Annotated in this window: 11 protein-coding genes and 1 riboswitch; of the genes, 2 read left to right on the top strand and 9 right to left on the bottom strand. The window is 69.1% G+C overall.

The annotated features are described in order from the left end of the window. Positions 1-9: 9 nt before the first annotated feature. Positions 10-1,455, bottom strand: a complete 1,446-nt coding sequence (ahcY, locus tag ACW5EG_RS03315) for an adenosylhomocysteinase (RefSeq protein ID WP_457017347.1) — start codon at positions 1,453-1,455, stop codon at positions 10-12. A gap of 35 nt (positions 1,456-1,490) precedes the next feature. Next, positions 1,491-1,570, bottom strand: a riboswitch (S-adenosyl-L-homocysteine riboswitch). 308 nt (positions 1,571-1,878) lie between these two features. Continuing rightward, complete coding sequence (gene metK / locus ACW5EG_RS03320) at positions 1,879-3,096, bottom strand: methionine adenosyltransferase (RefSeq protein WP_457020840.1); 1,218 nt, start codon at positions 3,094-3,096, stop codon at positions 1,879-1,881. Positions 3,097-3,290: 194 nt separating this feature from the next. On the opposite strand from metK, the gene ACW5EG_RS03325 reads away from it, so the two are divergent. Beyond that, positions 3,291-4,316: a metal-dependent hydrolase gene (locus ACW5EG_RS03325; RefSeq protein WP_457020841.1), complete on the top strand. Its 1,026-nt coding sequence runs from the start codon at positions 3,291-3,293 to the stop codon at positions 4,314-4,316. 48 nt (positions 4,317-4,364) lie between these two features. Here the strand turns inward: ACW5EG_RS03325 and ACW5EG_RS03330 are convergent, their stop codons facing one another. The 7 genes from ACW5EG_RS03330 to ACW5EG_RS03360 form a co-directional block, all read right to left on the bottom strand. After that, the gene (locus ACW5EG_RS03330; RefSeq protein WP_457017351.1) at positions 4,365-5,306 is read right to left on the bottom strand and encodes a phosphatidate cytidylyltransferase; all 942 of its coding nucleotides are present in this window, start codon (positions 5,304-5,306) and stop codon (positions 4,365-4,367) included. Next, entirely contained in the window at positions 5,303-5,914 is a 612-nt protein-coding gene (locus tag ACW5EG_RS03335; protein WP_457020842.1) for a lysophospholipid acyltransferase family protein, read from the bottom strand. The genes ACW5EG_RS03330 and ACW5EG_RS03335 overlap by 4 nt, the downstream gene beginning before the upstream one ends. Beyond that, positions 5,911-6,549, bottom strand: coding sequence for a CDP-alcohol phosphatidyltransferase family protein (locus tag ACW5EG_RS03340; protein ID WP_457020843.1), 639 nt, complete (start codon positions 6,547-6,549; stop codon positions 5,911-5,913). The genes ACW5EG_RS03335 and ACW5EG_RS03340 overlap by 4 nt, the downstream gene beginning before the upstream one ends. Positions 6,550-6,632: 83 nt before the next feature. Then, complete coding sequence (gene dusB / locus ACW5EG_RS03345; RefSeq protein ID WP_457020844.1) at positions 6,633-7,631, bottom strand: tRNA dihydrouridine synthase DusB; 999 nt, start codon at positions 7,629-7,631, stop codon at positions 6,633-6,635. 59 nt (positions 7,632-7,690) lie between these two features. Beyond that, positions 7,691-8,656 carry a ribokinase gene (locus ACW5EG_RS03350; RefSeq protein ID WP_457021397.1) on the bottom strand — a complete coding sequence of 322 codons (966 nt, stop codon included), beginning with the start codon at positions 8,654-8,656 and terminating at the stop codon, positions 7,691-7,693. Between the two features lie 24 nt (positions 8,657-8,680). Beyond that, positions 8,681-9,979: a NupC/NupG family nucleoside CNT transporter gene (locus tag ACW5EG_RS03355; protein WP_457020845.1), complete on the bottom strand. Its 1,299-nt coding sequence runs from the start codon at positions 9,977-9,979 to the stop codon at positions 8,681-8,683. Between the two features lie 243 nt (positions 9,980-10,222). Beyond that, on the bottom strand, positions 10,223-11,347 hold the full coding sequence (locus ACW5EG_RS03360) for a diguanylate cyclase (protein ID WP_457020846.1): 1,125 nt from the start codon (positions 11,345-11,347) through the stop codon (positions 10,223-10,225). Positions 11,348-11,462: 115 nt separating this feature from the next. Between ACW5EG_RS03360 and ACW5EG_RS03365 the strand changes: the two genes are divergently transcribed. Further along, positions 11,463-12,428, top strand: a complete 966-nt coding sequence (locus tag ACW5EG_RS03365; RefSeq protein ID WP_457021398.1) for an aldo/keto reductase — start codon at positions 11,463-11,465, stop codon at positions 12,426-12,428. Positions 12,429-12,445 lie beyond the last annotated feature (17 nt).

The raw sequence follows: 12,445 nt of genomic DNA on the forward strand, positions 1-12,445 counted from the left end.
GGCGCGGACTCAGTAGCGGTAGTGCTCCGGCTTGTAGGGGCCGTCGACCGATATGCCCAGGTAGTCGGCCTGGTCCTGGGTCAGCCTGGTCAGCCTCACCCCGATCTTCTCCAGGTGCAGGCGCGCCACTTCCTCGTCCAGCTTCTTGGGCAGGATGTAGACCTTGGCCTCGTAGCTGTCCTTGTTGGCCCACAGGTCGATCTGCGCCAGCGTCTGGTTGGAGAACGAGTTCGACATCACGAAGCTCGGATGGCCCGTGGCGCAACCCAGGTTCACCAGGCGGCCTTCGGCCAGCAGGAAGATCGCGTTGCCGTTGGCGAAGGTGAACTTGTCCACCTGCGGCTTGATGTTGATCTTGACCGCGCCGGAGGCGTACAGCGCATCGACCTGGATCTCGTTGTCGAAGTGGCCGATGTTGCAGACGATCGCCTGGTCCTTCATCGCCTGCATGTGCTCGAGGCGGATGATGTCCTTGTTGCCGGTGGTGGTGACGTAGATGTCGGCCTCGCCGAGGGTGTCCTCGATCGGCTTGACCTCATAGCCTTCCATCGCCGCCTGCAGCGCGCAGATCGGGTCGATCTCGGTGACGATCACGCGCGCGCCATAGGCGCGCAGCGATGCCGCCGAGCCCTTGCCCACGTCGCCGTAGCCGCACACGACCGCGACCTTGCCGGCCAGCATCACGTCGAGCGCGCGCTTGAGGCCGTCGGCCAGCGACTCGCGGCAGCCGTAGAGGTTGTCGAACTTGCTCTTGGTGACCGAGTCGTTGACGTTGATCGCCGGCACCAGCAGCTGGCCGCGCTCGGCAAGCTGGTAGAGGCGGTGCACGCCGGTGGTGGTTTCCTCGGACACGCCCTTCCAGTCGGCGACGACCCGGCTCCAGTAGCCCGGACGCTCCTTGGCCACGCGCTTGAGCAGGTCCTTGATCACCTGCTCCTCGTGGCTGCCCGAGGCCGAGTTGACCCAGCTCTCGTCGCCCTTTTCCAGCTCGTAGCCCTTGTGGATCAGCAGGGTCACGTCGCCGCCGTCGTCGACCACCATCTCCGGGCCGGTCAGGGTGCCGTCGGGCAGGGTGAAGGTCAGCGCCTCGAGCGTGCAGTCCCAGTATTCCTCCAGCGTCTCGCCCTTCCACGCGAATACGGGAGTGCCAGAAGCGGCGATCGCGGCGGCGGCGTGGTCCTGGGTGCTGAAGATGTTGCACGAGGCCCAGCGCACGTCGGCGCCGATGTCCTTGAGCGTCTCGATCAGCACCGCGGTCTGGATGGTCATGTGCAGCGAGCCGGTCACGCGCACGCCCTTGAGCGGCGCCTGCGTGGCGTGCTTGCGGCGGATCGACATCAGGCCCGGCATCTCGTGCTCGGCGATGTCGAGTTCCTTGCGGCCCCAGTCGGCCAGGGAGATGTCGGCGACCTTGTAGTCGCCTTCCTGGGAGAAGGTCTTCACTTGTGCGTTCATGGTGGTGCTCCGTCTTGGGACCCGGTGCGGATCCGTGGTGACGGGCGCCGTTGTCGCGTGTTGATCCTGCCGAGCCTGGCCGTGCTGATCCACGGTCGCAGCGCCCCTCGGCGGGGGCGAATTATATCGCTTCCCGCCGCGGCGAGGCTGAATCCGGGCGCGCACGAGGGCGGTCCTCCGGCAGCCATGACCAGTCATCACGGGGATGACCCGGTTCGATGCGGATGCCCTGCGAGGTTGAGCCAGAAGGTCGGCGGCCAGGGCAACTGGCCTTCGGCGGCGTTTGCGCCGTTGTTGGCCCCACCTTGCCCGTGACGCGACCATCCCGTGACAGCGAGCTGTGCGCGATGAAATGAAAACGGGCCGCTTTCGCGGCCCGTCCACTGTCCCCGTGTCCCACCCGATCGGGCGGGAATGCCTTGCTTATTTGAGCTTCGCGGCCTTGCGCAGCTCGTCGGCGCGGTCGGTCTTCTCCCACGAGAACGCGGTGGCGGTGTGCTTCTTGCCGGCGCCGTCGACGTAGGAGATCTCCTTCGGCTTGCGGCCGAAGTGGCCGTAGGCCGCGGTCGCCTGGTAGATCGGGTGCTCCAGGTCGAGCATCTGCATGATGCCGTAGGGGCGCAGGTCGAAGTGCTTGCGGATCAGCTTCTCGATCACATCGTCGGCGACCTTGCCGGTGCCGAAGGTGGTGACCGAGATCGATGTCGGCTCGGCCACGCCGATCGCGTAGCTCACCTGCACCTCGCAGCGGTCGGCCAGGCCGGCGGCGACGATGTTCTTGGCCACGTAGCGCGCGGCATAGGCGGCCGAGCGGTCGACCTTGGACGGATCCTTGCCCGAGAACGCGCCGCCGCCGTGGCGGGCCATGCCGCCGTAGGTGTCGACGATGATCTTGCGCCCGGTCAGGCCGCAGTCGCCCACCGGCCCGCCGATCACGAACTTGCCGGTCGGGTTGATGTGCACCTTGTTCTTGGCCAGCGCCTCGAGCCACTTCTTCGGCAGCACCGGCTTGAGGATGTGCTCGCGCACCGCCTCCACCAGGTCCTTCTGCTTGATGTCCGGATCGTGCTGGGTGGACAGCACCACCGCGTCCAGGCCGAGGATGTCGTTGCCGTCGCCGCTGTAGCGCAGCGTGACCTGGCTCTTGGCGTCCGGACGCAGCCACTTGAGCTTGCCGCTCTTGCGCACCTTGGCCTGCTGCTCCACCAGCCGGTGGCTGTAGTAGAGCGGGGCGGGCATGTACTCGGGCGCCTCGTTGCAGGCATAGCCGAACATCAGGCCCTGGTCGCCGGCGCCCTGCTGCTCGGGCTTCTTGCGGTCCACGCCCTGGTTGATGTCGGGCGACTGCTTGCCGAGCATGTTGATGATCGCGCAGGTGTGACCATCGAAGCCGACGTTGGAATTGTCGTAGCCGATGTCGTTGATCACCTTGCGCGCCAGGCCCTCGATGTCGACCCACGCGCTGGTGGTGACCTCGCCGGCCACGATCGCCGCGCCGGTCTTGACCATCGTCTCGCAGGCCACGCGCGCGCGCTTGTCCTGGGCCAGGATCGCGTCCAGCACCGCGTCGGAAATCTGGTCGGCGATCTTGTCCGGATGGCCTTCCGAGACCGATTCGGAGGTGAACAGGTAGCTCGACATCGATATATCCTTCAATTCGGATGAAAAGATGGGTCGGAATGATACACGCCGCCGGGCGGTGGCGCATCTTGCCGTGGAGGAAGTTGCAGGGCGGTTAACCCTGCCACTGCCGCTCGGCCTCCTGGAGCGCATCGGCAGGTGGCAGGACGGCCCGGACGATTCAGGGTTGCCCGGACCTTCCCTAGAATGGGCGCATGGATTCGCTCTCCCAGCTTCTGCTCGGCGCCGCGGTTGCCGCCGCCGTTGTGCCTGCCGGGCATCGTCGCGCGGCCATGCTCGCCGGTGCTGCGCTCGGCACGCTGCCCGACCTCGATTCCTTTCCGATCGCCCTGTTCACCGACGATCCCGTTGCGCTGATGACGCTGCATCGCGGCTTCAGCCATTCGCTGTTCGTGCTGCCGCTGCTGGGCTGGGCGATCTGGGCCTTGTTCCGGCGCCGCGATGGGCGCGTGGCGCAGGCGCCACTGGCATGGTTCTGGGCGATCCAGCTGGCGCTGGTCACCCATCCGCTGCTGGACGCGTTTACCGTTTACGGCACGCAGCTGCTGTGGCCGCTGGCCACGCCGCCGGTGATGTGGTCGAGCGTGTTCATCATCGATCCGGGCTACACGCTGTGGCTGCTGCTGGGCGTGATGGTGGCGCTGTTCGCGGGTGCGAGGCCGCTGGCGCGACACGCGCTGCTGGCCGGGCTGGTGCTCAGCACGGCCTACCTGGGCTGGTCGCTGCTGGCCAAGGCCATGGTGGAGCGCGAGGCGGAGCGGTCGCTTGCCGCACTCGGCCTGCAGGACGCGGCGCGGTTCTCGGTGCCGATGCCGTTCAATACGCTGCTGTGGCGGGTGGTGGCGATGACGCCGGACGGCTTCGTCGAAGGCGAACACTCGCTGGTCGCGGATTCGCGGCCAATCGCCTTCCGCCACCATCGTTCCGATGTGGAGGCACTCGCGCAGGTCGGCGAGCTACCCGCGGTGGCGCGGCTGCAGTGGTTCAACCGCGGCTTCATGAAGGCGCAGGTGCGCGAGGACAGGCTGGTGCTCAGCGACCTGCGCATGGGCGCCGAACCCGACTACAGCTTCAACTTCGTGGTGGCGCAGCGCGATGGCGAGCAGTGGCGCGCGATTCCACCCGAGCAGCTGTCCTGGCCCTGGGAGGCGCGCAGGCGGCTGGGACAGATGTGGCATCGGATCTGGAACGAGCCGGCGGCTGGCCCCGGGGATCCGTAGGCGACGGGCCGGCTGGTCCCCGGGCGCGTTTCGCTTGCCGGGTCAGACCTAGCCCGGGAACCAGTAGCGGGTCAGGTGGAAGAACACCGGCGCGGCGAAGACCACCGAGTCCATCCGGTCCATCATGCCGCCGTGGCCTTCGATCATCCGGCCCCAGTCCTTGGCGCCGAGGCTGCGCTTGACCGCCGACAGCGCCAGTCCGCCGCAGAAGCCCGCGAGCACGATCACCGCCGACATGCCGGCCGCCTGCAGCGGCGTGAAGGGCGTCATCCACCACAGCGCGGTGCCGATACCCACCGCGGCCAGCCCGCCGCCGACCAGGCCTTCCACGGTCTTGGATGGGCTCACCTGCGGCGCCACCTTGTGCCGGCCCAGCAGCTTGCCGAACACGTACTGCATCACGTCGCTGATCTGCACCACCAGCATCAGGTAGAGCAGCAGCAGCTGGCCGGTCCCGGCAGGCGCATCGGGATGCAGGATCATCAGCGCCGGCGCATGGCTGATGCAGTAGATGGCGATCATCACGCCCCACTGGATCTTGGTGCTGCGCTCCAGGAAATCGGTGGTGTCGCCGCCGAACACGGCCAGCACCGGCAGCGCGAGGAAGGCGTAGACCGGGATGAAGATCGCGAACAGGCCATACCACTGGTCGAAGATCAGCCAGTACTGGATCGGGATCAGCAGGTAGAACGCGGCCACCAGCGGCAGGTGGTCGCCGGCGCGCGTGGGGGTGAGGGTGATGAACTCGCGCAGCGCGAAGAACGAGATGAAGGCAAACACCACCAGCGTCGCCACCGGCCCGATCGCGAAGCAGGCGCCCAGCACGCCCACCATGCCCCACCAGGCGCGCACGCGTGCATTGAGGTTGCGCACGCTCGCGCCGCCGCCGTCCGGGCCTCGGCGGGACAGCAGCCAGCCGACGATCGAGGCCACCAGCAGCAGGGCGACGATGCCCGAGAACACGTAGATCATCTTCGTCTGCGGGCTCATGCCATCGCCTCCACCGCGGCGCGCGCGCGCTCGAGGAAATCGTCGCGGCTCTCGCCGGGCGCCAGCGCCAGCGGCGCGCCGAAGTTCACGTTGCAGTACAGCGGCAGCGGCAAGGGCAGCAGCGCGCCCTTGGGCAGGCTACGGTGCAGGGTGTCGAGGTAGACCGGCACCAGTTCGACGTGGGGATACTCGCTGGCCAGCTTGAACAGGCCGCCCTTGAACTTCTGCGGCAGCCGCTCGTTGCTGCGCGTGCCTTCCGGGAACAGGACCAGCGAGTCGCCCTGGTCGAGCGCATCGCGCACCGGGGCCAGCGGGTCGGCATCGGGCGATTCGCGCTGCCGGTCGATCAGGATCGCGCGCAGCACCTGGCCGGACAGCCAGCCGCGCAGGCCCGGCTTGTCCCAGTAGTCGCGCGCGGCCACCGGGCGCACCGTGGCCCGCAGGTGCGGCGCCAGCGCCGACCAGATCGCCACCGTGTCCAGGTGGCTGGTGTGGTTGGCGAAGTAGATGCACTGGCCCTGCGGCGGCGCGACCCGCCACTGCGCGCGTGCGCCCACCATCGTGCGGGTGAAACCGACCAGCGCGGCCGCGCCGAGGCGCGCGATCAAGACGCGCGCTCCAGTCGCCGGGCGATCGCGCTCAGCCGTGTGCCGCAGGTCAACAGCGAGCCGATCGCAATCACCGCAACCGCCACGACCAGCACGTGGCGGCTGCCTGCGAGCATCGCCTCGGCCGGCGCCAGCACGCAGGCCAGCGTCATCAGCGCCATGCGGTGCTGCTTGGCCATCGGCCCGCGGAAATCCTGCGCCTGCCCCAGCGCGCCGCCAAGGGTGCGGACGTAAGCGGTCGAAGCGGCGAGCAGCGCCGCCAGCCATCCGGCCCACGGCAGTCCTGCCGCGTAGCCGAGTGCGACCAGCAGCAGACTGTCGGCGACACGGTCGGGCACCTCGTTGTAGAGCGCGCCGGTGGGCGTGGACTTGCCGCCCTCCACCGCCACCATGCCGTCGAACAGGTTGCACAGCAGCCGCAGCTGGATGCCCAGCGCGCACAGCCAGGCGCCCCACACCGGCAGCCACAGCAGCGCCACCGCGCCTGCGGCGGCGAACACGATGCTGAGCACCGAGATGGCATTGGGCGTCAGCGCCGAGCGCGCGAGTGCCGCGGCGATGCGCTGGACGAGTAGATTGCCGCGCGCCCTGATCGGCCGGCGCGATGCGTCCGGGTCGTGTTCGTGCAATTCCATGTGCCGCTCCCCGTGCCGGTCCAGTCCGTCCGGCGCGCCGCGAATCTTGGGTGCCGGCGCGCGCGCTGGCAAGCCCGCCGTGCTCAGGCGGCTGCGGACAGCTCCGGGACGACGCCGGCGACCAGCGCGTCGAAGTAGTCGCGGGTCAGCCGCCGCTGCATGTCCGCGCTCTCGGCGCGGTTGACCACGCTGCGGAAGGCCGCATTTTCCGGCCGGTCCTTCGCGTACCAGCCCAGGTGCTTGCGCGCGATGCGCACGCCGGACTGCTCGCCGTAGAAGTCATGCAGCGCCTGCAGGTGGCCCAGCAGGATGTCGCGCACTTCGGCAGGCGAGGGCTCGGGCAGGATGGCGCCGGTGGCGAGGAAGTGCGCTACTGCGGCGAAGACCCACGGCCGGCCCTGCGCCGCGCGTCCGATCATCACCGCATCGGCGCCGGTCTGGCGCAGCACCTGCAGCGCCTTGTGCGGCGAGTCGATGTCGCCGTTGGCGATCACCGGGATGCGCAGGTCGGTCTTGATCGCGGCGATGGTGTCGTACTCGGCCTGGCCGCTGTAGTGCTGATCGCGGGTGCGGCCGTGCACGGTGAGCGCGGCAATGCCGCTCTCCTGCGCGATGCGCGCGATCGCGGGTGCGTTGCGATGCGCGGTGTCCCAGCCGGTGCGGATCTTGAGCGTGACCGGTACATCCACCGCCGCCACCACCGCCTCGAGGATGCGCGCCACCAGCATCTCGTCCTGCATCAGCGCCGAGCCGGCCCAGGCGTTGCACACCTTCTTGGCCGGGCAGCCCATGTTGATGTCGATGATCTGCGCGCCATGGCCGGCGTTGTGGCGCGCGGCTTCGGCCATCACTTCGGGCACCGTGCCCGCGATCTGCACGCTGATCGGGTCCGGCTCGCCGTCGTGATCCATGCGGTGCACGGATTTGCGCGTGTTCCAGAAACGCGGATCGCTGGTGGTCATTTCCGACACCGCCAGCCCCGCGCCCAGCCGCTTGCACAGCTGCCGGAACGGCTTGTCGGTGACGCCCGCCATCGGGGCGAGGATCACGCGCGGTTGGATGCGGTGGGGGCCGATCTGCATCGCGCAATTGTAGCGGTGGTGGGGCGGAGCGCCGTCTACAGGCTTCACGGCCGTTGCCGTTACCGCAGCCCGGATGCGGACAGGCGCGGCATCGAGGCGGCCGCGCCTTCGTGCTCGGTCGACAGCGCGGCGTAGTGGGCGGCAAAGCGCACGTGGTCGGCGAAGGCCCGGTTGGGCACCGTGGCCAGGGAAGATGCCAGTGCCCCGTTGAACGCGTCGCCGGCGCCGGTGGTGTCGATCGTCTTCGCCTCGAAAGCCGCGACGCGGTAGTGCGGAATCTCGTCGCCGCGGCACTTGTCCTCGCGGTGGGACACGAAGGCACCGGCGGCGCCCAGCGTGATCACCACCGTGCCGCGCGGCAGCAGCATCCGGCACAGCCGGTGCAGGCGCGCATCGTCCAGCGCGGCGACCTGGGCTGGATCGACAGCTTCGCCGGCATGCCGCGCCAGCAGCGCAGCAAGCTCGGTTTCGTTCGGGGTGAGGATGTCGGCCACCGCGAGCAGCTCGCGCGTGCTCGGCGCATTGGCCGGCGCCGGATTGAGGATCGTGCGGATCCCCGCCGCGCGCGCCAGCCGCATCGCCTCGAGCACGCTGTCGACCGGCGACTCCAGCTGCGCCAGCACGATCCGTGCAGTGGCGATGGCCTCGGCCTGGCGCGCGACGAATTCCGTCGACAGCACGCCGTTGGCGCCCGCGCCGATGACGATGGTGTTGATGCCGGCGCGGTCCACGTGGATGCCGGCGGTGCCGGTGGGCTCGTCGCCGGTTTCAGCGCGCAGGTCGATGCCGTCGCGCGCCGCCAGGCTGCGCACCAGCTGGCCACCCGCATCATCGCCGATCGCGCAGATGAACACCGTCGCCGCGCCGCTGCGCGCGCAGGCCGTGGCCTGGTTGAAGCCCTTGCCACCGGGCCCGGTGGCGTAGCTGCCAATGAGTGTCTCGCCCGGGCGCGGCAGCGTTTCGCAATGCCAGACGTGGTCGACGTTGAACGAGCCGACCACGACCACCTGTGCTGGAGCGGGGATGGACACGGCGCGTCGGTTCCCTGCTCAGGCGCCGAGGTTGATCAGCACGCCGGCGATGGTCGCCGTCATCAGCGTGGCGACGGTGCCGCCCAGCACCGCGCGCAGGCCGAAGCGCGCCAGGTCCTTGCGGCGGTCGGGTGCGAGCCCGCCGATGCCGCCGATCTGGATCGCGATCGAGCTGAAGTTGGCGAAGCCGCACAGCGCGTAGGTCGCGATCAGCCGCCCCTGGTCGCTCAGCACCACGCCATCGACGCGGCCGTTGACGATGTCGGCCAGCTGCAGGTAGGCGACGAACTCGTTGATCACCACCTTCTGTCCGATCAGCGATCCGACCACGCCCGCGTCCTGCCACGGCACGCCGATCAACCAGGCGATCGGCGCCAGCACCCAGCCGAAGATCGTCGCCAGGTCCAGCGGCCGGCCGATCGCGGCCTGCAGGCCGGTGATATCGCCCAGCCAGGTCAGCGGCGCGTTGATCATCGCGATCAGGGCGATGAAGGCCAGCAGCATCGCGCCGATGTTCAGCGCCAGGCGCAGGCCGTCGCCGGCGCCGGCGGCGGCCGCGTCGATCACGTTGCTGGTGGTCTTCTCGACCTCCATCTTGACCGTGCCGCGGGTCAGCGGTTCGCCGGTTTCCGGGATCAGGATCTTGGCGATCACCAGCGTCGCCGGCGCGGCCATGATCGATGCGGCCAGCAGGTGCTTGGCGTAGAAGGCCTGCTCGACCGGGTCTCCGCCGCCGAGCATGCCCACATAGGCCGCCAGCACGCCGCCGGCGATGTGCGCCATGCCGCCGATCATCATCGTGATCAGCTCGGATTCGGTCATGCGCGAGATGTAGGGGCGCACGGTCAGCGGCGCCTCGGTCTGGCCGATGAACACGCTGGCGCAGACGCTGGTGGTCTCGGCGCCGGATACGCGCATCACCCTGGTGATCGCCAACGCCATGATCCGCACCACGTACTGCATGACGCCGAGGTGGTAGAGCACGCTCATCAACGCGGCGAAGAAGATGATCGTCGGCAGCACCTGGAAGGCGAAGATGAAGCCGTAGGTCTCCACGTTCATCAAACTGCCGAAGATGAACTCCGAACCGGCGTTGACGAAACCGAGCAGCCGCACGAAGCCGTGGCCGAGCCAGTCGAACACGTCGCGCCCACCCGGCACCAGCAGCACCAGCGCGGCAAAGGCGATCTGCAGGGCGATGCCTGTGCCGACAAGGGGCCAGTCGACACGCCGCTTGTTGTTGGAGAACAACCAGACCAGGCCGATCAGCACCGCCAGTCCGAACAGGCCGAAACCGACGCGCAGCAGTGCTTCCATCCCGTTTCCCCGCATCGATTTCGTGCAAAACAGACGCGGCAGCCTAGAGCAGCGGGCAGGCTGCGGCAACCGCGGGCGGCCTGCGCTCGGCTGTCGTTCGACCTGTCCCCATCCGTGGGATGCCGTCCCGGCCCTGTCCACGTCACCTGGGTTGCCCAGTCCCTGTCATTTCGACCGAAGGGAGAAAGCCGCTTCCTCGCGCGCTGGATGGGATTCCTCCCGACGGTCGAAATGACAGGTCCCTTACACGTCGCGCGCGATCACCCGGTTGCGTCCGGCGCGCTTGGCCTCCTGCAGGCGCCGGTCGGCGCTGCCGAGCAGGGCCGAGGCGCTGGCGCCGTCCTGCGGGAACGCCGCCAGCCCGGCGCTGAAGGCCAGGCTGACCGGTTCGGCGCGATCGGCGTGGAAGGGCTGCGCGGCCAGGCTGCGACGGCTGCGGTCGATCCGCTCCCAGGCGCTGCCGATCGGGCACAGCAGCACCAGCACGAACTCCTGCCCGCCAATGCGCGCCAGGTGCTCGTCCTCCTCGAGCATCCCACCCAGGTGTTCGGCAATGTGCCGGATCGCGCGGTCACCGCCGAGGTGACCGATCTCCTCATAGACGCGGCGGAAGTGGTCCACGTCGACCAGTCCGATCGTCACCGTGCGACCATCGCGGCGCGCAGCCTCGAACATGCGCGGCAGGCGCTGCAGCAGCCAGGCGCGGTTGGGCACGCCGGTCAGGCCGTCGCGTCCGGACAGCTCGATCAGGCGCTGCATCCGGTAGACGATGGTGCTGCTGAGCAGGGTCATCATCGCTAGCAGCAGCAACCGTCCGCATTGCGGGACCAGCGACGGCGCGCTGCCGTCGATGGCCGGCGCCGCGGTCGTGGTGAAGGCCAGCACGGCCGAGGCGAACACCGCGTACTGCACGATCGCCAGGGCGCCGACGAAGGTGGTCAGTCGCCCATCGCTGCGCAGCGCGGTGAGCGCGATGGCGAACAGGTAGAAGCACCACACCACCATGCTGTGGAGCCCGGCCGCAGGGTCGTCCAGCGAGAGCATCACCAGCACGCCGGTGGTGGCGGTGATGTCCCAGGCGCCGGTGGCATAGGGCAGCCAGTGGTGCCGGCGCGGGTTGCGGGCCAGCGCCAGCCAGACCTGGGCGATCAAGTTGATCAACACCGCTGCGGCCAGGCCGACCAGGGTGCGGCTGGTGGCGGCGCCGCCAAGCGCTGCGGCCAACGGCAGCACCAGCACCAGCAGCGACAGCAGCGCTCGCACCTTGGCCACCAGCAGCTCACCGCCGGCGCCAAGCTCGAGCATCACCTCGTCGGGGCGCCCGAACAGGGTGGCCAGTACGCGCTTGAGTGGAACGGGTTCGTGCATCCGGGCGGTGTCGGCGGGCGGGATCGCCGCGCGAGGATACCCCGCGCCGCAACGCGGCGCGGCTCGCCGCGTCGCATAGACTGTTCGCCCGAATCGCATGCCGGAGCAAGACGTGATGCGCTATCGCCGCCTTGGAAGTTCGGGCCTGCAGCTGTCGGCACTGTCGTTGGGCGCCTGGCTGACCGCGGGCACGCGCCTGGGCCGCGGCGAGGCGCGCGAGCTGGTCGCGTTGGCCTGGGACCATGGCGTCAACTTCTTCGACAACGCCGAGAACTACGCCCGCGGCGAGGCCGAACGGGTGATGGGCGACGTGATCGCCGACCTGCGCCTGCCGCGCGACGGGTTCTGCGTGTCGAGCAAGGTGCGCTTCGGCTCGGTCGCCGATCCGCGTCCGACCCAGCTCGGACTGTCGCGCAAGCACGTGCGCGATGCCTGCCACGATGCGCTCAGGCGCCTGCGCGTGGACTACCTGGACCTGTTCTTCTGCCACCGCCCGGATCCCGACACGCCGGTCGCCGAAACCGTGTGGGCGATGGACGCGCTGATCCGGCAGGGCAAGGTGCTGTACTGGGGCACGTCCGAATGGCCGGCGGCACTGATCCGCGAGGCGATCCAGGTCGCCCGCAGCCATCACCTGCATGCGCCGACCATGGAGCAGCCGCAGTACAACCTGCTGCACCGCGACCGCGTCGAGCTCGAGTACGCGTCGCTGTACGCCGAGCATGGTCTTGGCACCACGGTGTGGTCGCCGCTGGCTTCGGGGCTGCTGACCGGCAAGTACAACGACGGCGTGCCAGAGGGCAGCCGCCTGGCGCACCTCGGCGAGTCCAGTCCGCTGCACGACCGCGAACGCGGCGAAGCACGGCTGGAGCGCGCACGGCGCTTCACCGCCCTGGCCGAAGAGCTCGGTGTCGCTCCCGCGCAGCTGGCGATCGCCTGGTGCCTGCTCAATCCACACGTCTCCACCGTCCTGCTCGGCGCCAGCTCGACGCAGCAGTTGCGCGAGAACCTCGGCGCGCTGGAGCTGGTCGACCGCTTCGAAGAACCTGTCTGGAGAAGGCTGGAAGCGGCCACGCGGTAGCGAAGGTTGCACGGGGG

It is taken from the genome of Luteimonas sp. A611 (assembly GCF_054072715.1).